This is a genomic window from Streptomyces sp. NPDC093225 (assembly GCF_044753805.1).
In the GTDB taxonomy this organism is placed as follows: Bacteria; Actinomycetota; Actinomycetes; order Streptomycetales; family Streptomycetaceae; genus Streptomyces.
Genome location: NZ_JBIVNX010000029.1, coordinates 1 through 25,265, shown reverse-complemented (window position 1 = coordinate 25,265; position 25,265 = coordinate 1). Strand labels below are relative to the sequence as shown.

The window sequence follows — 25,265 nt, the reverse complement described above, 5'->3', positions numbered from 1 at the left end:
GCACCGCGCCCCGCCCGGCGGGAGGCCGGGCGGGGCGTCGGAGGCGGGAGGGGCGCGACGGTCGCCGTACGACCGGACCCGCCTCAGGCCCGGTGGTGGCGCATCGGCGTCAGCTGCTCGATGTCGTACCGCCGCCGCAGGGACTCGATCGCCTCGTGGTCGATCTGCCCCGGCGCCTCGAGGATCTCGAACAGCTCCTCGAAGTAGCGCTCGTGGTCCGGCGGCGGCGAGGCCTGGAAGAACATCCGCGCCGGTGTGTCCGAGCGGTTGGCGAAGGCGTGCGGACAGCCCGGCGGTACCACGATCACCGTGCCCGGCTCCGCCCGCACCGGCCGCCGGCCGTCTCGCGAGTCCCACAGCCGCCAGTCGCCGCCGTCGCGCACCCGCGGCTCGAACGCCATCACCTCCAGCTCGCCCTCCAGGACGTAGAACAACTCCTCGCTGCGCGTGTGGACGTGGGCGCCCACGTCGAACCCGGGCGGCACCACCACCTCGAAGCTCGACGACACCCGTGAGTGCTCGCCGGTCACCTTGAAGGTGACGTCGTGCGCCGTCGAGCGCAGGTTGCGGCCGTGCCCCGGCGGCACGAGCAGGCCGCTCACCAGACCACCGGAAGCGCCTCGGGGCCGCGGATCAGCGCCCCCGGCCGCCAACTCAGCTCGTCCTCCTCGACCGCCAACCGCAGACCGGGCAGCCGCTCCAGCAACGCCCCGACCATCAGTTCCTGTTCGAGCCGGGCCAGCAGGTTGCCGGGGCAGAAGTGCGGCCCGTACCCGAACGCGACGTGCGGGTTCGGGCTGCGGTCCAGGTGCAGCTCGTCCGGGTCGGGGAACACCTCGGGGTCCCGGTTGGCCGCGAGGTAGGAGACGTACACCGCCTCACCCGCGCGGATGTGCTGGCCGGCGATGGTCATGTCCTCCGTCGCGATGCGCGACAGCCCCACCGAGTTGCGGTGCGGGATGTAGCGCAGCAGCTCGTCGATGGCGGTCGGGCGCAGTGCGGGCTCGGCGCGCAGCCGCTCCCACAGACCCGGCCGGCTCAGCAGCAGGTACAGCATGTTGCCGGTGTTGTTGGTGACGGCCTCTCCGCCGATCTGGAGCAGGAGGGCCACGCCCACCGCCTCCGCCTCGGCGACCTCGCCGGCGGCCACCGCCTGGCTCAGCAGCCCGATGACGCCCTCGCCGCCCGCGCTGCCGCGCTCCCGCAGCGCGGCCTCGAAGTAGCCGCACATCCGCTGCTTGGCCTCCTCGCTGCGCTCGACGCCGGCGGTGGAGGAGAGGATCAGGGCCGTCCACTCGTGGACCCTGCCGCGGTCCTCGGCCGGTACGCCCATCAGCTCGCACACGACCGCGAGCGGGAAGGGCGCGAGCAGCCGTTCCGTCAGGTCCGCCGGTGGGCCGTCCGCGAGCAGCCCGTCCACCAGCTCGTCGAGCATGCCCCGCGCCTTCTCCCGCAGGGCGTCCACCCCGCGGGTGGTGAAGGCGGGGGCGACCGCCCTGCGCAGCCGGGTGTGGTCGGGCGGGTCCTCGAACCCGACGGCCCCGGGCACCGGGATGAAGTGCGGCGCCAGCCGGGTGACATCGGCCGCGACGACGGCCTTGCGGCTGAAGCGCGGGTCGTTGGTGATCAGCCGGACGTCCTCGTAGCGGGTGAACAGCCAGGCCCAGCCGCTGCCGTTGTCCAGTTTGATCCTGGTCACCGGGCCTTCGCGCATCAGGTCCGCCAGCACCGGGTCGAAGTCGGTCCCCGACAGGTGCTGGGCGGGCCATTCGCGGATCGGCCGCAGTTCGTCCGAGGGGGCGGTCGCCTCCAACATGGTCACTTCCTCCTGGACACGAAAGCCGGGTGGGTCGCTCCGACGCCACGGGTGGTCACCGACACCGCGGAGCCGGCGGGCGAGCCGGGGGAATGGGAGGTGGTCCAGCGGCCCAGCACCATCTCTGCGGTGATGCCCGGACCGAAGCCCGCCATCAGGCCGCGGGCCGCGGGCGCGGTGCCGCCCTCGTCGAACATCCGCCGCAGGGCGTCGAGCACGACGGCACTGGCGATGTTGCCGTACTCGGTCAGCGTCGCCCGGCTGAACCGGAAGGCCTCCGGGGGGACGCCGAGGTACTTGCTGAGGTCGTCCAGGATCCGGGGGCCGCCCGCGTGGATGATGTAGAAGTCCAGCGCGTCGGCGCTCCAGCCGTGCTGTCCGGCCAGTTCCTTCAGCGCGGGCGCGAGCGGCTCCATGGTGCCGGGTACGCGCTTGTCGAGCTTGAAGTGGAAGCCGGTCGAGCGGACGTCGTACGCGATCCAGTCCTCCGTGTTCGGGACCAGGTACGAGCCGTTGCGCTCCAGCTGGACGCCCGTACCGCCCTCGCCGCGGACCACGGCGGCCGCGACGCCGTCGCCGAACAGGCCGTTGGAGAGCAGGTTGCCGACGCTGAGGTCGGTGGGCTGGTAGCACAGCGAGCAGAACTCGCAGGCCACGATCAGCGCGTTCGTCCCCGGGTAGGCGGTGCAGAAGTCGTGCGCCCGGTTGATGGCGGCACCGCCGGCCGCGCAGCCGAGCTGGGCTATCGGGACCTGGCGGGCGTCCGTGCGGAACCCCATGGTGTTGATCAGCCAGGCGGTCAGCGACGGCATCATGAAGCCCGTGCAGGACACGTAGATGATCACGTCGATGTCTTCCGCACCGAGCTCGGCCGAGGCCAGTGCCTCCCGGATCACCGCGGGCACGCGCTCCTTGGCCGCCGCCTCGTAGGTCGCGTTGCGGGCGTCGAGCCCGGGATGGCGCAGGGTCTCCTCGATGGGCTGGAGGATGTGCCGTTTCTGTACGCCCGTGTTCCGGATGAGGCGCAGGGCCAGCTGGAGCTGGGGGTGGTCCTTGTGGACGGACCGGGCCAGTTCGAGAGTCTGCTCCATCGTGATCACGTGCTCGGGTACGGATACCGCAGGTCTACACAGAGTGGCCATGAGGGTGCGCCTTTCTCTCGCTCCTTCGCACAGGCTCACCGACGCCTCCCGGGTCCGCTCGTCGACCGGACGGCCACGCTCGGCGGGCGTGATCGGGGCCGTCACCCGCCCGGCGGAGCCGGCGAGCCGCCCGGCAGGCCCGGTGACATGCTCAAAGGCGCTCGGTCCGGGTGATCCGGACGGCACGAGGAGGACCTGATGACGCTGACAGCGACCCAGGGGCGGGACCCGGCGCCCGAACCCCGTGCGGACACCGTGCGTGAAGGCTTCCCCAGGGGATCGGACCGGTGGTCCGCCCTCCGGCCGGGGGCCCCGGGGGCCGGTGGCGCGGATCGACGACCCGCAGTCCGCCGTACGGGTGACGCGCGCGGCGCAGAAGGGGAAACATGGCGCGCCACGGTTTCGCCGAGGGGGGCGCGGTGACAGGCCACCACCGGCTCCCGCATCCCCACCTGCGCGTGCTGCGCGGCATGCCCGACGAGGTGGAACTGGCCGCGTTGCTGCTGGCCGTGACGCTGCTCGCGCAGAGCGGCGACGCCGCCCACCCGGCCCGCCACCGGCGGCCCGGCCGGGCCCACTGGGACCGCCCCCGGATCGGCGGCTTCCACCCCTGCCACTCCTGGCGCGCCGGGCACCCCCACTAGCGGTGCCTTCCGTTCCGGCACCGGCCCGCCTCGGGGCGGGCCGCGCCGGGAGCGTGTATCCAGGAGGGATGGAGCTCCGGTCACCGGCGGCGAGCCGGCACCCGTCCCCCCGGGGACGGAACGCGCTGCTGGCGGTACCGATCGCGCTCATCGTGGTCGTGACCGTGGTGGACGTGCTGGCCCCGCCGGACGTGCACCTGGGGCCGTTGCTGGCCGCCGCCCCGGCACTGACCGCCTCCTTCCGCGGCCCCCGCGCCACCGCCCTGGTCGGCCTGATCGCCGTGCTGGCCCAGGCCACCGTCGCGGCCTCCCGCACCACGGTCAGCGACCTCAACCACACCCTGCAGCTCGTCGCGCTGGTCCTGATCTCGGCCTTCGTGACCGGCTTCGCCCACCTCCGCGAGGTCCGCGAGCGCGAACTCACCCAGCTGCGCACGGTGGCGGAGGCGGCCCAGCGGGTGGTGCTGCGGCCGTTGCGCGACCAGGTCGGCCCGCTGCGGCTGGCCTCCGTCTACCTCGCCGCCGAGGCCGAGGCGGAGATCGGCGGCGACCTGTACGCCTGCGCCCGGACCGCGCACGGCACCCGCCTGATCATCGGCGACGTACGGGGAAAGGGGCTGGAAGCGGTCGGGGACGCCGCGTTGGTGCTCGGTGCCTTCCGGGCCGCGGCCCACCAGGAGACCGATCTGCCCGGCCTGGTCGCGTACGTCGAGGGCACGGTCTCCGCGGATCGCGAGGACGCGATCACGGCCGACCGGGACGCCGGCCCGGACCGGGGCGACGACCCCGGCGAGCGCGTCGAGGCGTTCACCACGGCCGCCGTCATCGACGTACCCGACGAGGAAAAGGTGCTGCGGATCCTCAACTGCGGCCACCCGCCGCCCCTGTTGCTGCGGGCGGGCCGGGTGCACCAGCTTGACGTGGCGGAACCGGCCCCGCCGCTCGGGCTCACCGAGTTCGTCCCCGCCACCCTCGACCCGCAGACCTTCGCCTTCGAGCCGGGCGACCTGCTGCTGCTCTACACCGACGGCGTGGTCGAGGCCCGCGACGCGCACGGCCGCTTCTACCCGCTCGCCGAGCGGGTGGCGGCGGCTCCCGGCCACGCGCCCCGGGCCCTGCTCGACCACCTCTGCGCCGACCTGCTGGCCCACGCCGGCGGCCGCCTGGGCGACGACGCGGCCCTGGTCGCCGTCGAACGCGTGGCCGAGGAGCCGTCCGGGGGCGTCGAGGGCCGTCCGGGGCCGGCCGTGACCGGCCCCGGACCCGTGCGTCCCTAGAAGAGGAGGCCGTACACGTTCCAGCCGGAGGCGATCTTCACGCGCGGCCTGAGCGTGGCGGTACCCGAGTGGCCAGTGGAGCTGTAACGCCAGACGTTGCCGGCCGAGTCGCGGGCGACCAGGTCGCTGCGGCCGTCGCCGTCGAGGTCGCCGGGTGTCACGACCGCGTCGTAGCCGCTCCAGTCGCGAGGGCCGGCGACCTTCACCGGGCGCTCGAAGGGACGGGTCGCGGAGCCCGTCCCCTTGTAGAGGAAGAGCCCGTCGGCTCCGCGGGCGAACAGGTCGGCCCGGCCGTCCCCGCTGTAGTCGCCCGCGCCGAACAGGGCGTGCCGGTACGGGCCCCAGCCGCCGCCGACCCTGATCCGGGCGCCGAGGCGGGTCCGGTACGCCCCGTCGCCCGGGTAGAGCCACAGGACCCCGTCGGTGCCGAGGGCGAGCAGGTCGCCCCTGCCGTCGCCGGTCAGGTCGCCGGGGCCGACCGTGGTGTCGTACGTCCACGACGTGCTGGCGACCCGGCCGGCGATGGTCAGCTTGCTGCCGTACTGGGTGACGAAGCTGGCGTGGTTGCGGTCGTGCAGCGCGGTGGCGTACGTGAAGCGGCCGCCGGCCGCGGGCTTCGTGCCCGGGCCCCAGTCGATCTCGTCCGGGTCGTCGAACCGGCCGTTCGCCGTGTTCTCCAGCTTCCACCAGCTCCGGTCCGCCGCACGGACGGCGAGGGCCTGGCTGCGACCGTACACCTGCGTGGTGCCGGCCCCGATGAGGAAGCAGGTGCCGTCCCAGCCGCTGCCGCCGCGCCGCGGAGCGGCGAACGCGCCGCCGCCCTTGGCGTCGTACGTGTAGACGTAGCCGTTGCGCTTGCGCGCGTACAGGTCGGCGAGGCCGTCGCCGTTCTGGTCGTCGGCCGCGACGATCTGGTTGTAGGTGTTCCAGCCCGTGCCGACCTTCGTCCGGATGCGCAGCGGTGCGGTGGCGGAGCCGGTGCCCTTGAAGAACCAGAGCGTGCCGTCCAGCGACCGGGCCAGCACGTCGCCGATGGCGTCGCCGTCGACGTCGTTGGCACCGACGAGCTGGTCGTACGCTCCCCAACCGGTGCCGATCCTGACGCGCGGGGCGAACGGGGTGCCGGTCAGCTTGCCCGTGCCCTTGTAGAGGTAGAGGTCGCCCGAGAAGGTTCGGGCCAGCAGGTCGGGCCTGCCGTCCTTGGTGAGGTCGCCCGGCGCGATGACCTTGTTGTAGGCCTGCCAGCCGCGACCGACCCAGTACGGCGTCGTCGTGCGGTCGGGGATGGCCGAGTACAGCGAGAGCCGGCCGTCGGCCGACAGGGTGAGGAACTCGGGGAACAGCTCGGCGCCCAGGTTGCCGACCGGGATGAAGTCGACGAACTGCTCGTCCGGATCGGTGGACTTGACGGTGAACGACTTGGGCTCGCTGCCCGTGCGGGTCGGCCACGCCCAGGTCGAGCCGTCGTTCTCCTGGGATATGAGGTCGCTGACCCCGTCCAGGTCGATGTCGTGCAGCGGCTTGGCCTTCGCCCTGGCGGCGGCGTGGGAGTCCTGGGGCCGCACGGCCGGCCCGAAGGCGTCCTCGAAGAGGGTGCCGCCGGGGCCGTGCGACCGCGCGGCGCTCGCCGCGGTCCCGGTCGGCGCGGCCACTGCGGTCGCGTCCGGCGCGGTGTCGGCGGCCGCGCCGGGGCCCGCGAGGAGCAGGCCGGCGGAGAGTGCGAGGGCCGTGCCGGTCGCGAGCAGGCCGGTGCGCGGGATGGTTCTGGTGACGCGTCTGTGGAACAAAGGTCTCCCCCTGCGAGTGCTTCGCGGGAGCCCGGACGGCAGGTGCGTCGCGCCCCCGCACGTCCCGTGCACCCTACCGTCACCCCGCCTTCGCACCGCGGCAGTTGGGGCGCGGGTCGCGCTTCGGGCCCGTCCCGTCCCCGAACCGACGGGTAGCCGAAAATCATCGTTCACGGCACTGGGTTCCTGCAGGGGCGGTGGCTACCCTCCGCGCATGATTCCCACGGTTGTCTGGGGCACCGGCAACGTCGGCCGCGCGGCCATCCGTGCCGTCGAGGCCCATCCGGCCCTGCAGCTCACCGCAGTCCTCGTCCACGATCCCGCGAAGGTCGGCCGGGACGCCGGTGCCCTCGCCGGCCTCGACCGCGCGCTGGGCGTGGCCGCCACCGACGACGTCGGCGCCGTGCTCGGCGCCCGGCCCCGGGCCGTGGTGTACGCGGCCTCGGGCGACATCCGCCCCGACGAGGCCCTGGCCGACGTGGTCCGGGCCGTCGCCGCCGGGGCGGTCGTCGTCACCCCCGCCCTCTACCCGCTCTACGACCACCGGGCCGCGCCGCCGGAGTTCCGCGACCCGGTGGTGGCCGCGGTGGCCGAGGGCGGCGGCTCGCTGTTCTCCTCCGGCGTCGACCCCGGCTGGGGCAACGACGTCCTGCCGCTCCTGGTCAGCGGACTCGGCTCCACCGTCGAGGCCGTCCGCTGCCAGGAGGTCTTCGACTACTCCACGTACGACCAGCCCGACTCCGTCCGCCACCTCGTCGGCATGGGCCACCCCATGGACTACGAGCCGCCCATGCTCTTCCCCTCCGTCCCCACGATGGTGTGGGGCGGCCAGATCCGCATGATGGCCCGCGCCCTGGGCGTCGAACTCGACGACATACGCGAGACGCTGGAGCGACGCCCGCTGGAGCGCACCGTCACCACCCGCACCATGGGCGAGTTCGAGGCCGGCACCCAGGGGGCCATCCGCTTCGAGGTCCAGGGCATCGTCGCGGGGGAGCCCCGCATCGTCATCGAGCACGTCACCCGCATCCACCCCTCCTGCGCCCCCGACTGGCCGCAGCCCCCGGACGGCTCCGGCGCCCACCGCGTGGTCATCGAGGGCCGCCCGCGCATCGAGGTCACCGTCGAGGCGTCCGACGAGGGCGAGAACCGCTCGGCGGGCGGCAACGCCACCGCCGTGGGCCGCCTGGTCAACGCCATCGACTGGCTCGTCGACGCCAAGCCGGGCCTGTACGACGCCCTCGACGTCCCGCTGCGCCCCGCCGTCGGCAAACTCGGAAGGACCGAACGGACATGATCATCGACATCCCCGAGGGGCAGGAGCCCATCGGCTACGTCTGGGGCGACATGGTCCCCGGCATCGGCATGGCCGCCGCCAACTTCTCCCTGTCCGTGTACGCCCACACCACCCTGGGGCTGCGCGAGTTCGAGGCGGCCCGGCTGCGCATCGCGCAGATCAACGGCTGCCACTTCTGCCTCGACTGGCGTACCGAGCGCGACGGGGAGAAGGTCGAGGAGGAGTTCGCCGACGCCGTCACCGAGTGGCGCACGACCGACCGCTTCGACGAGCGGACCCGGCTGGCCGCCGAGTACGCCGAGCGGTACGCGCTGGACCACCACAACCTCGACGGGGGGTTCTGGGAGCGGATGACCGCCCACTACAGCCAGGTCGAGATCGTCGAGCTGAGCATGAGCATCGGCTCGTGGCTGGCGTTCGGGCGGCTCAACCACGTGCTGGGGCTCGACTCCGTGTGCGTCCTGCCCACGCACTGACGCGGAACGGGGCCGACCGGTCGCACCGGTCGGCCCCGTCCGGGCCGTCATGCGCGGCGGCGGTGGTGCGCGCGCCTCACAGGTCCGTGGCGATGATCTTCTCGATGTTGCGCTCGGCCAGGGCCGTGATGGTCACGAACGGGTTCACGCTGGTGTTGCCGGGGATCAGCGCGCCGTCGATGACGTACAGGCCCGAGTAGCCCTGCAGGCGGCCGTAGTTGTCGGTGGCCTTGCCCAGCACCGCGCCGCCGAGCGGGTGGTAGGTCAGATGGTCGCCCCAGATCTTGTAGGCACCGAACAGGTCGGTCCGGTAGATCGTCCCCTCCTTGGAGTTGATCCTGTCGAAGATGGACTTCGCCATGTCGATGGCGGGCTGTTTCCAGGCGGTCTGCCAGTTCAGCTCGGCGGCGCCGGTCGTCGGGTTGTAGGTGAACTCGGCCCGGTGGGGGTTCTTGGTGATCGAGAGGTAGAACGAGGCGTACGTCTCGATGCCGGTCGGCAGCGGGGCCACCTCGGCGAAGGCGCCGCCCGCGTCCCAGTTGTCGATGCCCGAGCAGGGGATGGTCGACTGCAGCTTGCCGGTCGGGTCCCACAGGTGGTTGGCCCGGCCGCACATGACGTTGCCGTTGTCGCCCCAGCCCTTGCCCACCTCGCCGTTGAGCTGCGGCAGCGCGCCGGTGGCCCTGAGCTTCACCAGCAGCTTGCTCGTCCCGACGCTGCCCGCGGCGAAGAAGACCCGGCCGGCCGTGACGCTCTTGGTCGCGACGGTGTCGCCGCCGGTGTCGAGCTGGTCCATGACGACCGTGTAGCCGCCGCCCGCGGCCGGGCGGACCGAGGTGACCTTGTGCAGGGCGGAGACCGTCACGCGGCCGGTGGCCCGGGCGGCCGCGATGTAGGTCTGCTGGAGGGACTTCTTGCCGTGGTTGTTGCCGTAGAGGATCTCGCCGTCGAGGGCGGACCTGGTGGCGGTGCCGGAGGCCTCCCGCTTCATGTAGTCCCAGTCGTACACGTCCGGCACGAAGGTCCAGGGGAAGCCGGAGCGCTGGGCGTGCTTGCGGCCCACGCGCGAGAACTGGTAGCAGTCGGCGGTCTCGAACCAGTTCGGGTCGACCAGGCCCACGCCGAGCCCCGCGTTGGCGCGGGGGTAGTAGACGCCGTACATCTCGTCGGGGTCGACGGTCGGCAGGACGGTCGGGAAGTTCTGCCGCCTGGGCGTGACGGCCATGCCGCCGTTGACGAGCGATCCGCCGCCGACGCCGCGGCCCTGGTAGACGGTGATGCCGCCCAGCTCCTCGGCGTCCAGGATGCCGGTGTAGCGGGAGATGTCCTTGTCGATGGGGTAGCCGAGGAAGTAGTTGAGCGGTGCCTTGGTCCGGGTGCGCAGCCAGTACGAGCGCTGGTCCGGGTCGAGGGTGTTGCAGAAGATCTTGCCGTCGGACCCCGGCGTGTCCCAGGCCATGCCCATCTCGACCATCTGGACGTCGACCCCGGCCTGGGCGAGCCGGAGGGCGGCCACCGAGCCGCCGTACCCGGTTCCGATGACGAGCGCGGGGACCTGCGCCCCGTCGGCGACCGGTGCGTCGGCGGCGGTGGGGATCGCCGCGGCGCGGGCCGACGGGGCGGTGAGGGCCGCACTGCCAAGAATGGAACCTGTTCCAACGATGAAGCCGCGGCGCGAAACACCTCTGGAACCCGTGCTGTGGGGGGGATTTACGGTCATGGAGGTTCCTCACTCTCTGGCGGAGTGGGAACAGGTTCTACGCGTCAGGGCATGCGAAGTCACTACATACTGATAAGTAACTTATGTCCGGACCTGGCGCGAAACCGCCCCGCCTCGGAGGCGGGGCAGCCGACTCCGGCGCGATAGCGCCCCCCGCCTACTCCTCGATCGCGCCGCCGATCCGGCGCAGGTGCGCGCGGAAGGTGTAGGACGGGTCCGCCGCCCGCCGCTCCAGGTAGCCCGTGAAGTCCGTCTGGTCGCGCAGGGTGCGACCGGCGCGGATCAGTCGCGCCTGCTCGCGCTCGGTGTCGTGGATGCCCCGCGCGGTCTCCAGGACCGCCGCGACCCGGTCCGCGGCGACGAACAGCACCCCGTCCGCGTCCGCGAACACGGCGTCCGCCGCGCTCACCGCGTGCCCGCCGAAGCGGGCCGTGGTCAGGGCCTCGGGCTCGCGCGGGTCCACCCGTACCGGACCGGCCGGGCAGGCGCCGTAGCTGAATACCGGCAGCCCGATCTCCACCAGCTCCGGGGTGTCCCGGTGCAGCCCCCACACGACCAGTCCCGCCACGTCCGCCGCCCCGGCCTCCAGGACGGTCAGGTCGCCGATGCAGGCCTCGTCCGTGCGGCCGCCGTTGTCGATCACGAGGACGTCACCCGGACGGGCGGCGGCGTACGCCTCCAGGAACACGTCCACGCTGCCGTAGTGGCGCGCGGGCAGCGCGCGGCCGGCGAGCCGGGCGCCCTCGACCACGGCCCCGATCCCGGCCGGCGCGGCCCGCAGCGGGACGCCCAGCCGCACGCACGCGTCGGCCACCAGTGGCGTGGACAGCTCCTCGAAGGCCTCGTACATCGCTTCCCCTCCCGGGTGTCGGGCGCCGGTCGCCGCCTGCGCGGCGCCGGCCGGTACCGCGGCGCCGGCCCGGCGGGCGTACGCCGTACGGGGGCACCGGACGGCTGTGTAGAGTGCGCGCGCGTACAGTGCCCGTTCCCGAGCGTGTCATGAGATGGAACCCATGAGTGCAATCAGCGTCGGTCAGGCCGTGATCCTCGGCGTCGTGGAGGGCGTGACCGAGTTCCTGCCGGTCTCGTCCACCGGCCACCTCAAGATCACCGAGGGACTGATGGGCATCCCCGTCACCGACGATTCGGTCGTCGGCTTCACCGCGGTCATCCAGGTCGGGGCGATCGCGGCGGTGCTGGTGTACTTCTTCAAGGACATCGTGCGGATCGTCAGGGCCTGGGGGCGCGGGCTGGCCGACAAGGAGGAGCGCTACCACCACGACTACCAGTTCGCGTGGTGGGTCATCTTCGCCACGATCCCGATCGTGGTGGTGGGGCTGGCGGCCAAGCCGCTGATCGAGGGGCCGCTGGCCTCGCTGTGGGTGGTGGCCGGCTCGCTGATCGTCGGCTCCGGCGTGATGTGGGCGGCCGATCAGATGGGCCGGCACAAGCGCGGTGAGGACGACACCGGTTTCAAGGACGCCATGCTGGTCGGCTGCTCGCAGATCCTGGCCCTGCTCTTCCCCGGCTTCTCGCGGTCGGGCGCGACGATGTCCACCGCGCTGATGCTGGACCTGGACCGGGTCGCCGCCACCCGGCTGTCCTTCTTCCTCGGCATCCCCGCGCTGACGGGTGCCGGCCTGTACGAGCTCAAGGACGCGGTGGGCGCGGGGGTCGACCCCGTTCCGCTCCTGGTCGGCACGGCCGTCTCGTTCGTGGTCGCGTACGCCTCCATCGCCTGGCTGCTGAAGTTCGTCGCGCGGCACTCCTTCAACGCCTTCGTGATCTACCGCATCGTCATCGGCCTGCTGCTGTTCGGGCTGCTCGGCACGGGCGTCCTGTCCGCCTGACGCACGGATCGAAGGGCCCGGGAGCCACGGCTTCCGGGCCCTTCGGCGTACCGGGGGTGCGCGGCTCTCGGGCTCCGTGCGTTCGCGTGGCCGGGGGCCGCCGTTCGGGGCAGTCCGGCGCGTCGGTCCCTTGGGGTGCGGGGGAGCGGTGCCCACAGTGTCGTCGGGTGCGGCCCCGTGGTCGACGGGTCGGCTGATGGTCCGTCATCCGGATGCGGGGGGTTACCGCAGGTCAAAGGGGGTGTGGGTGGATGTGAACGGCAGGTGACGGGTTTCGGACAGATGTGGGATCGGGGTTCTGGAGAGGTATAGACCAATGCTAGGTTTGGTCGCGTATCCCGCACATCCCGTCACCGTTGGTGAGCTTGGAGGTCCTGCCGTGTCCCGCTCACTGCCGTCCACCGCCCGTGTGCCCGCCGCCCATGGTTCAGCCGCCCGTGCGTCCGCCGTCCATGGTTCCGGCCCTGCTTCCGGGACCGGCGCCGGTCCCGATACCGGTCCCGGTCCCGGAGGTCCCGGTGTCGGTGGTGCCGGTGTCGGTGGTGCCGGCGTCGGCCCGGACGCCGGTCCTCGACCGCAGGTTCCGGCGTACCTGCGCATCGCCGAGGAGATCCGCCGGGACATGGGCGCCGGCCTGCTCCCGCCCGGAGCGAGACTCCCCGCCGAGCGGATGCTGGCCGCCCGCTTCGACGTCAACCGCCAGACGCTGCGCAGCGCGCTCCAGCAGCTGCGCGAGGAGGGCCTGGTGGTGACGGACAAGCGGGGATCGTTCGTGGCGGACGCGGAGCACCCGCCGCCGGCCGGCCGACGCCCCGTACACCTGCCGGTCTTCCCCGGCGGCGCGGGCACCGGCGGCGTACGCACGGACGCCCGGCTGTACCTGGCGGGCGCCCCCGCGGCGCTGGCGGACCTGCTCGCGGTCGACCCCGCAGAGCCCGTACTCGCCCACCGGCACCGGACGTTCGGGGCGATGGGGGAGGTGCTCCAGGAGGCGCTCACCCACTTCTCGCCCGTCGCCGTGGACGAGATCCCCGAACTGCGGCGCTACCGCGCCCGGCTCCGCGGCCACCAGCCGGACCTGCGGCTGCTCTACCACTGGATGGACCGGGCCGGGCTGCGGCCCGCCATGCGCGAGTCGATCACCCTCTCGCGCAGGTCCGCCCGGCCGGCCGTACGGCGGCTGGTGCGCGACGGCCGGGGCCGGGTCCTGGAGGTGACGGACCTCTCCTTCACCCCGGTCTGGGACGAGCTGGTGTTTGAATACCAGGGTCCCGGCGTGACCGCGGCCCGCACCGCGGGCCGCGGGCCGGGCAGTTGACCCACTGAACCACCGTCAGGAGAACCCGCCCGTGCGCCGTGCCCCCACCCCGTCCCCGCGTCCGCTGCGTACCGCCGCCCTCGGCGGTGCCCTCGCCCTCGTCCTGCTGACGGGCGGTGCGGGCACCGCCGGCGCCGAGGTCCCCGCGCCGGCGCCGGGGCAGGGCGCGAAGGTGCCGGCCTGGTCCGCCGCGGCGGCGGAGGCGGCGGAGTTCTGGACCCCCGCGCGCATGGCGTCGGCGATTCCGGTCGACGGCGCGGCGGCGTCCGGTGCGGCGTCCGGTGCGGCGTCCGGTGCGGCGTCCGAGTCCGCGGCCATCCCGGACCCGACGCCGACACCGGCCGCCACGCCCACGCCGGCGCCCGGCCTCCTCGGCGTCGGCCGCGACTTCGGCGGGCTGCCGCAGGTGGGCCGGATGTACCTGACGCGGGGCACCCGGGCCTACTTCTGCACCGCCAGCGTCATCGCCTCGCCCCGCCGCAGCCTCGTCCTCACCGCCGCGCACTGCCTCGGGGGCACCACGCGCGACGCCCGGATGGCCTTCGTGCCCCGCTACACCAAGGCGAACCCGCAGCCGTACGGGCTCTTCCCCGTGGCCCGCACCGCCGGCGACGCCGCCAACCGCATCTGGATCGACCCGCGCTACCGCACCCAGGGGGCCGACCGGGCCGCCTTCCTCGACGTCGCGTTCGTCGAGGTCGGTCCGCGGACGGACGGCCGCCGCGTCCAGGACGTCGTCGGCGCCGACCGGCTCCTGACGCACGCCGGGTACGCCCACCGCTCGGTCCGGCTCGTCGGTCACCCCGGCAGCGCCGCGCGCCCGCGCTACTGCGTCAACCACACCGCGAAGTTCACCAGCACCGACCGGGCCATCCCGGGTTCGTTCCTGCGCATCGACTGCACCGGATACCCGGGCGGCACCAGCGGGAGCCCGTTCATCGCGCACTACGACACCGCCACCCGCACCGGCGACGTGGTGGGCATCATCGGCGGCTACAAGACGGGCGGCGAGACCCCCGACACGTCCTACAGCCCGTACTTCGGTACCTCCGTGCAGCGGCTGTACGACCAGGCGGTCGCGGCGCGCTGAGGGGCGGGTCGCCCGGATCGCTTGTCGGGCCGGCCCCGCCGGGTCCTCGGCTGGCCCGGTGGGGCCCGTTGAGGCCCGTTGGGCCCGGTGGGGCCCGTTGGGTGGGTGGCCCTTCGCTGCCGTTGGGGGTGCTATGTGCGTGGCCCGGCGCCGTGGGGTCCGCTTCGGCCGAGCGGCGGCTGCGTTCGGTGCGGGTGCCGTGGTGTGTGGGTCCCCTCGGCGCTTGACGGGGGCGGCCTGCAGGCCCTGCGGCAGGCCCACCCCGGAGGCTTCGGGGCTTCGCCCTGGCCTTCGGCCCCCCTCGGCCCGGGCCTGCCTCCGGTCCAGCCTGCCACCCCCGTCAAGCACCTCCCCCACACACCACGGCACCCGCGGGAGTCGGCGGGGCGGCCTTCGGCGAGCCGGTCGTTCCAGTGGGCCCGGGGCCGCCGGGGCGGTGCTGCGCGCTGTGCGGGCGCACAGCCGGGGACCGACGGCCGTGTTCGTCACCCGAAGCGGGCCCGGGTCGTTAGGGTGCAGGCAGCCGTACGCCCGCGGCGTGCCGGCGGACGTCCGGCGGGCCGGGTGCGCCCGGGCCGCGTCCGCCCGCCCGCGAGGAAAGGGCCTCCGAAGATGTCCGTACCCCTGTTCGCCGCCGTCCCGCAGCCGCTCGCGGTCAACCTGCTCGATGCGCACGATCTGCTGGCCGCCTTCGGCGTGATCGGCGTCGGGCTGGTGATGTTCGCCGAGACCGGGTTGCTCATCGGGTTCTTCCTGCCCGGCGACTCCCTCCTCTTCACCGCCGGCCTGCTGTGCACCGGCCGCACCGACGGCCCGCTCCGGCTGTCCCTGCCGGCGTTGCTCGTCGCCGCCGTCGTCGGTGCGCTGGCCGGGTCCGAGTGCGGCTACCTGATCGGGCGCAAGGCCGGCGGGGCCCTGTTGGAGCGGAGCCGTTCGGCCAAGCTGCGGGAGGGGGCCGCACGGGCCCAGGAGTTGCTGGAGCGGTACGGACACGCCAAGGCGATCGTGCTCGCCCGGTTCGTGCCCGTGGTGCGCACCGTGCTGAACCCCATGGCGGGCGCCCTCGGCGTGCCCGCGCGCACGTTCACGCTCTGGCAGGTGGCGGGCGGACTGCTGTGGACGGTCGGTCTCATCCTGGGCGGCTACGCCCTGGGCTCCTCGGTCCCCAACGTCGACCGCTACCTGCTGCCCGTGATCGCCCTGGTCGTGGCGGTGTCCCTGACGCCCGTGCTGTTCGAGGTCCTGCGCGCCCGGCGCAGCGCCGCCGCGCGGGCCACCAGCGTCCGGCGGTGAGGCCGGCGGCCCCCGGCACGGCTCCGGAGCGCGGGCGCGGCGAGGGCGGGCGGACGGGTGTGGCCGGGCCCCTGGGGCTCGTCGCGCTCGGAGCCTTCGCCGTGCTGACGGCGGCGGTGGCGGGTCGACGGGGTGCCCTCCTGCCGGGCGACGCCCGGTTGCACGCATGGTCATTGGCACACCGACCGGAGACCGCCGTGGCGGTGGCGCGGGGGATCACGTACACCGGGGTGGGCGTGGTCCCGTACGTGCTGGCCGTCCTGGGCGGGCTGCTGGCAGGGCGCACCGGGCGGCAACGGGTTCTCGTGGCCGGGCTGTTCGTGGTGTGCCTGGCCACCGGCCAGGCCCTGCGCTACACGGCGATGCGGCTGATCGCCCGGCCGCGCCCGCCGCTGGCGGGCTGGGAGACCCTCGCCACCGGCTGGTCCTTCCCCTCCGGCCACGCCACGACCTCCGCGCTCGCCGCCGGGCTGTTGGCGCTGGGCGTGCTCGTCGGGCTCCGGCGCGGCCGCCTCCCGCTTGCGCTCCTCGCGCTGTGCTGGGGCGCCGCGGTCGGGCTCACCCGGGTCTACCTGGGCGTCCACTGGTTCAGCGACGTCGTCGGAGGATGGCTGTTCGCCCTGGCGTGGCTGTCACTGTGGCTCTGGGCGGTCCGCCACTGGCTACGCGGCCGCCCTCCGCCCGACGCCGTTCCCCCTTAGATGTCGTTTCTTTTGGGATGCTCGTTCGTTGAACCGTGCATGACGGAGCTGGTTGACCGGCTGGTGCCGGACGAGTTGTGGGTACTGTTCCGGCGGGTGGTGCCGCCGACGGAGGTCATACGCCCGCAGGGTGGCGGCCGACGTCGAGCGGGTGACCGTGAAGCCTTGGCCGCGATCATCTTCGTGGCGACCTCGGGCTGCACCTGGCGGCAGCTCCCGACGGTGTTCGGCCCGAGCTGGCAGACGGTGTACCGACGCTTCGCCCAGTGGAGCCGAGCCCGGGTCTGGGCCCGGCTCCACCGCGTCATCCTCGACGAACTCGGCGCCCGCGGGGAACTGGACTGGTCGCGCTGCGCGATCGACTCCGTCAGCATGCGGGCTGCGACTACGACCACCTGCGCTGCTGGCTCCGCAAACGCGGCCTCCGCCACACAGCCGCAGCCATCATCTGCTCCTGCCGCCTCACCAAATGAAACGACGTCTTAGACATCGTTTGGCTGGTCGCGCTGCGCGATCGACTCCGTCAGCGTGCGGGCTCGTGCGGGAATGGGCGGACTGCGTCTATTTCGGCGTCGTTCCCGTGGTGCGCGGGCGAGGCGGCCGCCCGGACCCGGTCTGGGCGGGGCGGTGGTGAGCTGCGGGACGGGTGTGCAGTGCCCCGCGCCCAGCGAACTGGAGCATGGGCGTCAACTTCCCCATCTGCTGGGCAGGGACGAAGAAAACTAATATGATCTCGGTCACATCGCGAGGGAGGCGTAGTGGCTGGACTGGTCATACGGGTCTGGTTGGACGGGAAGACCGACGAAAACGAACTCAGTGCTCTGAAGGCCTGGCTGGAGCGCGAGAAACCGCTGGAAGAACTTGTGCACAGCGGCAAAGTGCGCATCGAGGAGAGGATCCGGACGGACGCTTCCTCGGGCCGGATGGGGGGCGACTGGGAAATCGTCCTCCGTGTTATGGAGACTTTCGCCGGCATGGCAGTGCTGGCAGAGCAGACGAAGCGCGCGGTCGACGCCTGGCGTACCAACCGCGACAGGGTGGGGCGGGGAGAGTCTCCGAATCCCCGGGTCGAATCACAAGACTCCGACGAGGAATAGCCGGTGCCTCTCTACGATCCGCGCGGGCATGCGAACAGAGCACTGATCGTCGGCGTGTCCGAGTACGACCACACCGGCCCTCCTGACGGTGTGCCAGGGAATCTACCGACGGTGCAGGAAAACCGCACCATGCTCGATGACGCGCTGCACCGCAGTGCGCTTTTCGCCGAGGGGCAGATCGCCGTTTGCCCCTCGCCTACGCTTGACGGCTTCCATGACGCTTTGCGCCGGGCCGCCCACGATGCCGAGGGGTTGCTGCTGTTCTACTTCGCCGGGCACGGAATCCTGCCCGTCGACGGAAACGAGCTGTCCCTGCAGATGCGCACCGCTCGCATGGTGCCCGGAGGGGCGTTCCCGGGTGCCGTCGCCATCACCACTGTGCTCAACGAACTCGCCGGCAGCCCAGCTGCGCGGATCGTGGTGATACTCGACTGCTGCTACGCGGGCAACGCGGCCAGGGCATGGCAGGAGATGGAATCGCACAAGCGGAGCAAGATCCTCCTGCTGATGAGCGTTCAATCCAACCGCCTCATCAGGCCCTCGGACGGCGGCAGAGGCACACCCTTCACTCGTGAACTCGTACGACTGCTGCAACAGCAGCGGGAGTTGACACTCCTCGCCTTGTACAGAGAACTGCGGGAGCACCTGCAGATCCTGACCGTCGCGAGGGACTGGCAGGAGCCTCAGGGGGCGATGGAGCCGGGCGAGGACGTCCTGCTGAGGTCCGGAGCGTTGCGTGTCGATCCGCCCTGGATTCCGCTCGACGATGGAGCCAAGCAGGGCAAAACCACGTTGCGTTCCGTTCTCACCCGTCGCCGCGTCGCGGTCGCGAGCATCACCTGTCTTGCCCTCGCCGCCGCTGCCACTGTGGGCGTCCGGCTCATCGGGGATGACGGAGATGGCGGGGATCCCCCTCCACCCAATCCAAGCGCTTCCCCCAGGCCCAGTACTTCCTCCCGCCCCACCGCCTCGTCTAGCCCCAGCGTTCCCTTTAGCCCTGCGGCCCCCTCTCCCGTTGACGCCGAAAAGAACAAGAGAAGCCTTGCGCGACTCAAGGCCGCACAAGAAGGCACAGGCGAGTGGGTAGTCGGCGTGAAGAGAGGCCAGCCAGGTTTGAGTGAACAGAAGGGAGGGGGATGGGTCGGAAAGGAAATCGACTACGCGAAGGTCATCCTCGATGAATTGGGCGTCAAAAAATTCCGCTTCCAAGGCGTAGGGACGGCTTCGAGAGCGCAGGCGCTAAATGACGACGAAGTCGATATGTTTGTCGGAACCTACGGAATATCACCCGATCGGAAGGAGGGTACCTCCGAGTATCCCGCCGTGATCTTTGCCGGGCCGTACTTCAGGACAGCCCAAAAGATTATGCTGGAGCATTACCCGGGATCCGGAGATCCGATCGAGGCGAGAATCCGGGGCCTGCGCAGAAGAGTAACTTCGATCTTCGATATTCCCAATAATGCTCGGTTGTGCGTGGTCAAGGGGTCCAGCGCGGAGGAGTACCTGCAGCAGGACAAGGCGAGGCAACGTTACGTCGAGCACCGAACGGACTACAATCTGTGCATCGACGGGCTCGACGATACCTTCGATGCGGTATTGACGGACGAAGTGATTCTACAAAACTTCAAAGAGGGGGGTAAGTACTTCATCGCCGCCGACCCCTTCACCTATCCCGAAGAATACGGAATCGGGCTGAATGTCAACAGTGTCGGCGCTAGGGATAAGATCTGCGATGCAATGAGTGCCACGGCGGCCAAAAGGGACTCCATTTACAAGAGTCTAGGGGGCGAACACTACTCGCCTCCCGCCCCGGACGAATGCCCGCCAAAACCCTGAGGCGAACCTCGACCCTTCGTGACGGTCCGTCGGTTCTTTCGGCGGGCCGTTTCGGCTGTTCGGGCTGGGGATCGGCCAGGTTGACGGCCCGACTGTCGCGTCGAGTGGTCGGTGACGGCGGAGTTCAAGCAGCAAGTGCCGGCGTCGCGAGCGTCGCTGCCGGTTCCGGGTATCGAGGAGTCCCCGCTCGGTGCGGTGGCTCCTCTGCGCGAGGATCGGTGTCGGTGATGACCCGAACCCCGTCAGATGGTGTAGTGCCAGGCGGTCAGCATGTAGGCGCCGTACCAGCAGCCGAAGAGGGCGGCGGTCACGAGGGCGAGGACCGTGGTGCGGGGGCGGCAGCGGGCGAGGGCGCGGGCCGCGGGGACGAGGAAGAGCAGTGCGGGGGCCACGAGGCGCAGCTTGCAGTGGAAGTAGTTGCTCTGCCCGAGCGTCAGGACCAGGATGCCGGTGCCGTAGACCAGCAGGGGCGGCCAGGTGGTCCGCTGCCAGGCCGCGGCGGTGGCGGCGAGCAGGAGCAGCAGCAGGACCGCGGTGCTGACGGGTACCCAGTCCCCGCTGCGGTGCAGGGTGTCGCGGAGGAAGGCGACGAAGGAACGGCCGTTGTCCCAGTGCGTGCCCCAGCCTGCCTCCTGCACGGTGGACCAGGCGTCGGGGCGGCCCAGCCGGTGGCCGACCCACCACAGGTACGCGGGGGTGCCGGAGGCGGCCAGGACGAGTGCCGCCAGTGGGCGTCGGCCGATCCGGCGTGCGCGGACCGCGTGCAGGACGACCGCGACCGCGAGGGCCGCGGCGACCGCGGCGGCGGCCGGCCGGGTGAGGCCGGCCAGCATCGCCAGGACTCCGGAGGTGAGCCAGGCCTTCCGGTGCGCGGCCAGCAGGGTGGCGGCGGCGAAGGCGAGGAAGAGGGACTCGCTGTACCCCATGAAGAAGACCAGGGACATGGGCTGGGCGCAGGCCAGCAGGACCGCCGCGACGGTGGCGGTGCACCGGTCGTACAGCCGGGTGAGGAGCCGGTGGACGGCGGTGAGCGCGGCCAGCAGCGACAGGTGGGCGGCGAGGACGGCCGTGGTGGTGTGGTCGAGGCCGGTGACGGTGTGGAGGGCGGCGACCAGCGCCGGGTAGGCGGGGAAGAAGGCCAGGTTGTTGCCGGTGAGTTCGCCCTCGGAGGTGTACGTGAAGGAGTCGGGGTAGCCGTCGCGGGCTATCTCGACGTACAGCCCGGCGTCCCAGGACAGCAGCCGGGCGTGGAGTCCGGGTCCGTCACCCGGGTCCATCAGGGCGAGCAGCAGCAGGTGGAGTCCGGCGGCCACGGCGTAGACGGCCAGCGGTGGGGCCAGTACTGCGCGGATCCGGCCGCCGGGCGTGCGCGGCGTGGGCTCCGGGAGCGGTGGTGGGGGTGCTCCCGGGGCCCGGTCGCGGTCGCGGACTCGGACTCGGCTGGGGGTGCGCGGGCGGGTGGGGGACACGGCCGTGCTCATGGTGGGTCGTGGCTCCGGGGGTTCGGGCGGGGGCGGAGGTCAGCGGGAGGGCGGGGCGAAGCCCGGGGAGGAGGTCGGCAGGCTGGGGAAGGAGGTGGCCTCGCCGGTGGGCGGCGGGCCGCTGGGGGACGACGGCGGGACGGGTGTGGTGCCGCCGCCCGGCACGGATGTGGTGCGGGCCACGGGCGCGCTGGCGGTCGCGCTGGGCGGTGGTGAGGTCTGGGCGGTGGCGGTGGGCGGCGCCGGGCTGCTCGCGGGTGACGGGCCGGGGGAGACGGCGGGTCGGTCGGCGGGCGGCGCCGGCAGGGGCGCCGGCCCCCGGCCCGGCGAGAGCAGGCCGGTCGCCAGGGCCGCGGCGCCCGCGCACACGGCGACCAGGCCCGCCCCCGCGACGACCGCGCGGCGCCGCCGCCGGCGCTCTCCACGTGCGGCGACGGACTCCGCCCCCGGCGGGGCGGTCCGGTCGGAGGCGTCCCGCGCGGCCCGCCGCAGGGCCGCCGCGAGGGGGTCGTTGCTGTCAGGCATCGCGGTTCTCCCCTGTGGATCGGTCGGTGAGGTCAGTGGGGTCAGCGGGGTTGATGTGGCGGGAGAGCGCGGCGCGTGCCCGCGAGAGGTGGGTCTTGACGGTGCCGGTCGCCATCCCCGTCTCCGCCGCGATCTCCTCGACGGGCAGGTCGCCGACGTAGTACAGGGCGGCGCACAGCCGCTGGCGCGCCGGCAGCCGGCGCAGCGCGGCCGTCAGGTCCACCGTGGTCGGGTCCGGGCCGGGCACCGAGTCGGCGTCGAGCCGGCCGGCCCAGGCCTGTTGGCCCCGGCGCAGCCGCCGCCACCGGCTGATCGCGAGCCGGCAGGCGACGGTGCGCACCCATGCCTCGGGGGCGTGGCCGCGGTCGAGGTGGCGGCGCTTGTTCCAGGCGCGGACGAACGCGTCGTGGACGGCGTCCTCGGCTTCGTGGAGGTCTCCCGTGATCACGTACAGCTGGCCGGTGAGCCGGCGGACCGAGTGGGTGTAGAACTCGGCGAACTCCTCCTCGGTCAACATCGGCTCCTTGCGTGGTCGGTCTTCTGCCCGTCATACGCACGGCGCCCCGGGGCCGGTTGACACGCGTGACGCACGCCACACGGGCCGCCTGCGTACCACCCCTCGGACGGTTCCACCAGCAACGGACGGGTGCCCGGCGGGAGTCCGCCGTCCGCCGACCCGCCCCGGCGCGGAGGGACCGGCTCCGCGTGCCGGGGCGAACAGCTACCGCTGAGTACGCATTTGCCAGGAAGAACTCACTGCAAAGCTCTGAATTGCCAGGGAGTCTGGCTGCTACAGTCCGCAGGCGCTGCCCCCCACAGCACATCCCTCCGAACCCGAACGGGAGCATGATGAGGAAGACCCTGCGTCGTCCTGCACTGGGGAAGGCACTGGTCGTGGCGGCCATGCTGGCCCTCGCCACGCCCGGCACCGCGTACGCGAACAGCGTCGGCGTCACGGTGAAGACGCCCGGCGCCACCTCCGGTCCCGGCTCCACCTTCTCCGAGATCAGCACCAACGCCCACTGCGCGAGCGGCCTGGTCTCCGGCGGGGGCGTCAACCAGGCCATCGGCACCGGGACGTCGTCCAACGGCAACAAGATCAACGGCACCTCGCCGAGCCCCGACGGCAGCACCGAGTACACCGGCTCCACCGGCGTCGTGGGCACCGACGTCGCGTACTGGCTCGGCATCGGCGGCAGCGGGGGAGCGGTCAACGGCGACTTCTCCAGCACCCCGTACGCCATGTGCTTCACCAGCAGCCTCATCAACCACACCCAAGTGGTGATGAACAAGCTCGCCGGCCCCACCAGCAGCGGCACGGTCGGCCTGGTCACGGCCACCTGCCCGGCGAACACCCGCCTGCTCGGCGGCGGCGCCCGCATCACCCCCGCGAGCGTCGGCAGCCTCAAGCCGATCGCGAGCTTCCCCACCTTCAACAACTCGGCCCACGACTACGGCCAGAAGGCCGCGGCCGACGGCGAGACCAACCCCGACTCCTGGACCGCCGTCGGCTGGAACGGCGGTGGCGGCAACAGCGGCAACACCACCTACGCCTACGCCATCTGCAGCGGTAACAACATCGACATCAGCGGCTCGACCGTCAAGGTCCGCTTCACCGAGGTGAGCGGCCCCACCTCCGCCACCTCCGGATCCACCGTGACCGTCGGCTGCGGCCAGAACGACGGCAAGCTCGTCAGCGGCGGCGCCGCCATCAGCGGGGGCAGCGTCACCACCACCGACTTCACCGGCCCCGGCTCGGTCGGCGACCACCTCAACGGCAGCTACCCCAGCGACTCCGGGGGCACCCCGGTCTCGGACGGCACCACCACGGCCGCGTACTGGAGCTCCTTCACGCACACCGGCGGCGGCAGCTCGCCGAGCACCTACTCCGACGTCTGGGCCCTGTGCGCCAACGACGGCGTCTGACGCGCACCCCGCGTCCTGCCCCCCGGTAGGCCGCACCGCTCCACGAGCGGCGGCGCCGCACCCACCGCGGCGCCGCCGCCCCACCAACTCTGCACCCAGGGACACCCCTTGAGCCTCCTGCGTACCAAGCTCCTGCCCGCCGCCGGCGCGGCCGGCCTGCTCGCCGCGGTCCTGCTGCCGCCGTCGGCCAGCGCCGCCGACCCCGGCGCGGGCCCCGCCGCACCCCCGTGCGGCACCGGCGGCGTGTTCACCACCGCCCCGCCCACCTGCACGTACGACACCGCCGGCACGGACACCTTCACCGTGCCCGCCGGGGTCGACGCGGTCACCGTCGACCTGTACGGCGCCGAGGGCGGTGGCGCCGCCGGCTTCGTCGCCCCGAACCCGCCCAACACCGGCGCGCCCGGCGGCCTCGGCGGCCGCGCGCGAGCCACCCTCGCCGTCACTCCCGGCGCGGTCCTCCAGGTCACCGTCGGCGCCGCGGGCGTCCCCGGCAGCTCCCGGCACGGCGAGTTCGCCCGACCCGGCGGCTTCGGCCACGGCGCCGGCGGCGGCGGCGCCCACGGCGGCGGCGGTTCCGGCGGCGGCGCCTCCGACCTGCGCACCGGGGCCTTCAGCCCGGCCGACCGGGCCGTGGTCGCGGGCGGCGGCGGCGGGGCGGGCAACGGCGGACCGCTGCTGGGCGGTGGCGCGGGCGGCGGCCTCGAGGGAGCCCCCGGCGGCCAGGGCGGCGGCCCGGCCGGCTCCGGCGTCGCGGGCGGCGGCGGCACCCAGGCCGCCCACGGCGCCGGCAGCCCCAACGCCGGCGGCGGCCCCGGCATCCCCGGCTCCGACATCGACTACAACACCGGCCTGCCCAACCCCGGCAGCGGGGGCCCGGGCGGCAACGGCTCCCGCGGCGGCAACGGCGGCGGCGGTGGGGGCGGCGGCTGGTTCGGCGGAGGGGGCGGCTCCGGCGGCGCCAACCCCGGCAACCTGTACGGCGCCGGCGGGGGCGGCGGCAGCGGCCACGCCGCCCCGCAGGCCACCGACGTCACCCTCACCCCCGGCGTGCGGCACGGCTCCGGCCGGGCCGTCATCACCTTCCGGTACGGCTCCGCCGTGACGGTCGAAGCGGACACCGCGACCCCTCTGTTCGGGCACGCCGTCACCCTCACCGCCGCCGTGGCCCCGTCCCACCCCGCCGGCGGCACGCCGACCGGCACCGTCACCTTCCGCGACGGCACCGCCGAGCTTGCGACCGTACCGCTGGAGGACGGCACGGCCCGCCTGACCACCTCCCGGCTGCGCCCCGGCGCACACCGGATCACCGCGTCGTACGGCGGCGACCCGTCCTTCACCCCCGCCGCCGCGGACCGGGCCGCCGACGTCACCGTGGGCTTCAGCCGGCCCTGCCTCACCGACGCGCACGAGGGGGCCCTCACCGTCGAGTCCGGCGAGGCGCTCTGCCTCGGCCCCGGCGGCAGCCAGCACGGTCCGCTCACCGTCCGGCCCGGCGGCTCGTTGGCCCTCGCCGGCGCGGAGTTGACCGGACCGCTGAACAGTGACGGCGCGCGGGCCGTCGAGATCTGCGGCTCGGACCTCACCGGCCCGGTCCGGATCGCCGACGGCACGGGTCCGCTCCTCCTCGGCTCCGCCACCGGCGCCGCGGACTGCACCGGCAACACCCTCACCGGCCCCGTCACCCTCACGGGCAACGCCGCCGGCTCCGAACTCGGAGCCGCCCGCGTCACCGGCCCCCTGCGCTGCACGGCCAACGCGGACCCCTTCCACCAGGCCGCCAACACCGTCCGCGGCCCCCGCACCGGCCAGTGCGCCTGACCAGGCCAGTGCGCCTGACCTGACCCCCACCGTTCCCCTCCGCCCGCCCCAAGCACCCAACCCGGGCGGCCGGATCCTTGGCAGTGCCTGGTGGGTCCCGTGGTGTGTGGGGGAGGTGCTTGAGGCGGTAGGGCAGGCTGGTCCGGAGGCAGGCCCGGGCCTGGGGTG

22 protein-coding genes and 1 pseudogene are annotated in these 25,265 nt (G+C 73.0%); 14 read left to right on the top strand and 9 right to left on the bottom strand.

Features of this window, described 5'->3' with window-relative positions; all coding sequences use genetic code 11:
- Window positions 1-83: 83 nt before the first annotated feature.
- Genes ACIQCH_RS24430 through ACIQCH_RS24420 form a run of 3 tightly spaced genes read right to left on the bottom strand, consistent with a single transcriptional unit; the run spans window position 84 to window position 2,958 of the window.
- Window positions 84-602: a cupin domain-containing protein gene (locus ACIQCH_RS24430; RefSeq protein WP_402584127.1), complete on the bottom strand. Its 519-nt coding sequence runs from the start codon at window positions 600-602 to the stop codon at window positions 84-86.
- Complete coding sequence (locus tag ACIQCH_RS24425; RefSeq protein WP_402584125.1) at window positions 599-1,816, bottom strand: cytochrome P450; 1,218 nt, start codon at window positions 1,814-1,816, stop codon at window positions 599-601. Before ACIQCH_RS24425 ends, ACIQCH_RS24430 begins: the two co-directional genes overlap by 4 nt.
- Before the next feature lie 2 nt (window positions 1,817-1,818).
- The gene (locus ACIQCH_RS24420; protein WP_402584123.1) at window positions 1,819-2,958 is read right to left on the bottom strand and encodes a type III polyketide synthase; all 1,140 of its coding nucleotides are present in this window, start codon (window positions 2,956-2,958) and stop codon (window positions 1,819-1,821) included.
- Window positions 2,959-3,344: 386 nt separating this feature from the next.
- On the opposite strand from ACIQCH_RS24420, the gene ACIQCH_RS24415 reads away from it, so the two are divergent.
- Both ACIQCH_RS24415 and ACIQCH_RS24410 read left to right on the top strand, forming a co-directional pair.
- On the top strand, window positions 3,345-3,602 hold the full coding sequence (locus ACIQCH_RS24415) for an acyl-CoA carboxylase epsilon subunit (protein WP_402584121.1): 258 nt from the start codon (window positions 3,345-3,347) through the stop codon (window positions 3,600-3,602).
- A 68-nt stretch (window positions 3,603-3,670) separates the two neighbouring features.
- Window positions 3,671-4,879: a PP2C family protein-serine/threonine phosphatase gene (locus ACIQCH_RS24410; protein ID WP_402584120.1), complete on the top strand. Its 1,209-nt coding sequence runs from the start codon at window positions 3,671-3,673 to the stop codon at window positions 4,877-4,879.
- Here the strand turns inward: ACIQCH_RS24410 and ACIQCH_RS24405 are convergent.
- Complete coding sequence (locus tag ACIQCH_RS24405) at window positions 4,876-6,666, bottom strand: FG-GAP repeat domain-containing protein (RefSeq protein WP_402584118.1); 1,791 nt, start codon at window positions 6,664-6,666, stop codon at window positions 4,876-4,878. The genes ACIQCH_RS24410 and ACIQCH_RS24405 overlap by 4 nt on opposite strands.
- A 214-nt stretch (window positions 6,667-6,880) precedes the next feature.
- Between ACIQCH_RS24405 and ACIQCH_RS24400 the strand changes: the two genes are divergently transcribed.
- Both ACIQCH_RS24400 and ACIQCH_RS24395 read left to right on the top strand, forming a co-directional pair.
- Window positions 6,881-7,963 (top strand): dihydrodipicolinate reductase, encoded by a 1,083-nt coding sequence (locus tag ACIQCH_RS24400; protein WP_402584117.1) that lies wholly within the window; start codon window positions 6,881-6,883, stop codon window positions 7,961-7,963.
- Window positions 7,960-8,439, top strand: coding sequence for a carboxymuconolactone decarboxylase family protein (locus ACIQCH_RS24395; protein ID WP_402584115.1), 480 nt, complete (start codon window positions 7,960-7,962; stop codon window positions 8,437-8,439). Before ACIQCH_RS24400 ends, ACIQCH_RS24395 begins: the two co-directional genes overlap by 4 nt.
- Window positions 8,440-8,515: 76 nt before the next feature.
- Here the strand turns inward: ACIQCH_RS24395 and ACIQCH_RS24390 are convergent, their stop codons facing one another.
- Both ACIQCH_RS24390 and ACIQCH_RS24385 read right to left on the bottom strand, forming a co-directional pair.
- On the bottom strand, window positions 8,516-10,159 hold the full coding sequence (locus ACIQCH_RS24390) for a GMC oxidoreductase (RefSeq protein ID WP_402584113.1): 1,644 nt from the start codon (window positions 10,157-10,159) through the stop codon (window positions 8,516-8,518).
- A 157-nt stretch (window positions 10,160-10,316) separates the two neighbouring features.
- Window positions 10,317-11,009 carry an RraA family protein gene (locus tag ACIQCH_RS24385; protein WP_402584111.1) on the bottom strand — a complete coding sequence of 231 codons (693 nt, stop codon included), beginning with the start codon at window positions 11,007-11,009 and terminating at the stop codon, window positions 10,317-10,319.
- A gap of 163 nt (window positions 11,010-11,172) precedes the next feature.
- Here ACIQCH_RS24385 and ACIQCH_RS24380 point away from each other — a divergent pair, with 163 nt between their 5' ends.
- The 8 genes and pseudogenes from ACIQCH_RS24380 to ACIQCH_RS24345 all read left to right on the top strand — a co-directional run bounded on the left by ACIQCH_RS24380 (window position 11,173) and on the right by ACIQCH_RS24345 (window position 19,344).
- A complete protein-coding gene (locus ACIQCH_RS24380) occupies window positions 11,173-12,009 on the top strand; it encodes an undecaprenyl-diphosphate phosphatase (RefSeq protein ID WP_402584109.1) in 837 nt (278 codons plus the stop codon).
- A gap of 316 nt (window positions 12,010-12,325) precedes the next feature.
- Window positions 12,326-13,327: a GntR family transcriptional regulator gene (locus tag ACIQCH_RS24375; RefSeq protein ID WP_402584107.1), complete on the top strand. Its 1,002-nt coding sequence runs from the start codon at window positions 12,326-12,328 to the stop codon at window positions 13,325-13,327.
- A 31-nt stretch (window positions 13,328-13,358) separates the two neighbouring features.
- The gene (locus ACIQCH_RS24370) at window positions 13,359-14,417 is read left to right on the top strand and encodes a trypsin-like serine peptidase (protein WP_402584105.1); all 1,059 of its coding nucleotides are present in this window, start codon (window positions 13,359-13,361) and stop codon (window positions 14,415-14,417) included.
- Between the two features lie 612 nt (window positions 14,418-15,029).
- Window positions 15,030-15,710, top strand: a complete 681-nt coding sequence (locus ACIQCH_RS24365) for a DedA family protein (RefSeq protein ID WP_402584103.1) — start codon at window positions 15,030-15,032, stop codon at window positions 15,708-15,710.
- A 173-nt stretch (window positions 15,711-15,883) separates the two neighbouring features.
- Window positions 15,884-16,411, top strand: a complete 528-nt coding sequence (locus ACIQCH_RS24360; RefSeq protein ID WP_402584101.1) for a phosphatase PAP2 family protein — start codon at window positions 15,884-15,886, stop codon at window positions 16,409-16,411.
- Window positions 16,412-16,450: 39 nt separating this feature from the next.
- Window positions 16,451-16,792 (top strand): annotated as a pseudogene (locus ACIQCH_RS24355) (transposase); the annotation flags it as partial.
- A gap of 377 nt (window positions 16,793-17,169) precedes the next feature.
- A complete protein-coding gene (locus tag ACIQCH_RS24350; protein ID WP_402584099.1) occupies window positions 17,170-17,508 on the top strand; it encodes a hypothetical protein in 339 nt (112 codons plus the stop codon).
- 3 nt (window positions 17,509-17,511) lie between these two features.
- On the top strand, window positions 17,512-19,344 hold the full coding sequence (locus ACIQCH_RS24345; protein ID WP_402584098.1) for a caspase family protein: 1,833 nt from the start codon (window positions 17,512-17,514) through the stop codon (window positions 19,342-19,344).
- A gap of 242 nt (window positions 19,345-19,586) precedes the next feature.
- On the opposite strand, the gene ACIQCH_RS24340 is transcribed toward ACIQCH_RS24345, so the two are convergent.
- From ACIQCH_RS24340 to ACIQCH_RS24330, 3 genes are read right to left on the bottom strand one after another with little or no spacing between them, the layout of a single operon-like run.
- Window positions 19,587-20,825 carry a hypothetical protein gene (locus ACIQCH_RS24340; protein WP_402584096.1) on the bottom strand — a complete coding sequence of 413 codons (1,239 nt, stop codon included), beginning with the start codon at window positions 20,823-20,825 and terminating at the stop codon, window positions 19,587-19,589.
- A gap of 39 nt (window positions 20,826-20,864) precedes the next feature.
- The gene (locus tag ACIQCH_RS24335) at window positions 20,865-21,350 is read right to left on the bottom strand and encodes a hypothetical protein (protein WP_402584094.1); all 486 of its coding nucleotides are present in this window, start codon (window positions 21,348-21,350) and stop codon (window positions 20,865-20,867) included.
- On the bottom strand, window positions 21,343-21,867 hold the full coding sequence (locus tag ACIQCH_RS24330; protein ID WP_402584092.1) for a SigE family RNA polymerase sigma factor: 525 nt from the start codon (window positions 21,865-21,867) through the stop codon (window positions 21,343-21,345). The genes ACIQCH_RS24335 and ACIQCH_RS24330 overlap by 8 nt, the downstream gene beginning before the upstream one ends.
- 329 nt (window positions 21,868-22,196) lie before the next feature.
- Here ACIQCH_RS24330 and ACIQCH_RS24325 point away from each other — a divergent pair, with 329 nt between their 5' ends.
- Together ACIQCH_RS24325 and ACIQCH_RS24320 are read left to right on the top strand one after the other, a co-directional pair.
- The gene (locus ACIQCH_RS24325; RefSeq protein WP_402584090.1) at window positions 22,197-23,276 is read left to right on the top strand and encodes a hypothetical protein; all 1,080 of its coding nucleotides are present in this window, start codon (window positions 22,197-22,199) and stop codon (window positions 23,274-23,276) included.
- Window positions 23,277-23,384: 108 nt separating this feature from the next.
- Window positions 23,385-25,097, top strand: coding sequence for an Ig-like domain-containing protein (locus tag ACIQCH_RS24320; RefSeq protein ID WP_402584088.1), 1,713 nt, complete (start codon window positions 23,385-23,387; stop codon window positions 25,095-25,097).
- The last annotated feature ends 168 nt before the right edge of the window (window positions 25,098-25,265 follow it).

Coding starts and splice junctions, on each gene's coding strand:
- ACIQCH_RS24340 (WP_402584096.1), bottom strand. CDS start 20,825: ATGAGCACGGCCGTGTCCCCCACCCGCCCGCGCACCCCCAGCCGAGTC.
- ACIQCH_RS24330 (WP_402584092.1), bottom strand. CDS start 21,867: ATGTTGACCGAGGAGGAGTTCGCCGAGTTCTACACCCACTCGGTCCGC.
- ACIQCH_RS24425 (WP_402584125.1), bottom strand. CDS start 1,816: ATGTTGGAGGCGACCGCCCCCTCGGACGAACTGCGGCCGATCCGCGAA.
- ACIQCH_RS24395 (WP_402584115.1), top strand. CDS start 7,960: ATGATCATCGACATCCCCGAGGGGCAGGAGCCCATCGGCTACGTCTGG.
- ACIQCH_RS24380 (WP_402584109.1), top strand. CDS start 11,173: ATGAGTGCAATCAGCGTCGGTCAGGCCGTGATCCTCGGCGTCGTGGAG.
- ACIQCH_RS24390 (WP_402584113.1), bottom strand. CDS start 10,159: ATGACCGTAAATCCCCCCCACAGCACGGGTTCCAGAGGTGTTTCGCGC.
- ACIQCH_RS24335 (WP_402584094.1), bottom strand. CDS start 21,350: ATGCCTGACAGCAACGACCCCCTCGCGGCGGCCCTGCGGCGGGCCGCG.
- ACIQCH_RS24365 (WP_402584103.1), top strand. CDS start 15,030: ATGTCCGTACCCCTGTTCGCCGCCGTCCCGCAGCCGCTCGCGGTCAAC.
- ACIQCH_RS24325 (WP_402584090.1), top strand. CDS start 22,197: ATGATGAGGAAGACCCTGCGTCGTCCTGCACTGGGGAAGGCACTGGTC.
- ACIQCH_RS24415 (WP_402584121.1), top strand. CDS start 3,345: ATGGCGCGCCACGGTTTCGCCGAGGGGGGCGCGGTGACAGGCCACCAC.
- ACIQCH_RS24375 (WP_402584107.1), top strand. CDS start 12,326: ATGCTAGGTTTGGTCGCGTATCCCGCACATCCCGTCACCGTTGGTGAG.
- ACIQCH_RS24385 (WP_402584111.1), bottom strand. CDS start 11,009: ATGTACGAGGCCTTCGAGGAGCTGTCCACGCCACTGGTGGCCGACGCG.
- ACIQCH_RS24420 (WP_402584123.1), bottom strand. CDS start 2,958: ATGGCCACTCTGTGTAGACCTGCGGTATCCGTACCCGAGCACGTGATC.
- ACIQCH_RS24410 (WP_402584120.1), top strand. CDS start 3,671: ATGGAGCTCCGGTCACCGGCGGCGAGCCGGCACCCGTCCCCCCGGGGA.
- ACIQCH_RS24400 (WP_402584117.1), top strand. CDS start 6,881: ATGATTCCCACGGTTGTCTGGGGCACCGGCAACGTCGGCCGCGCGGCC.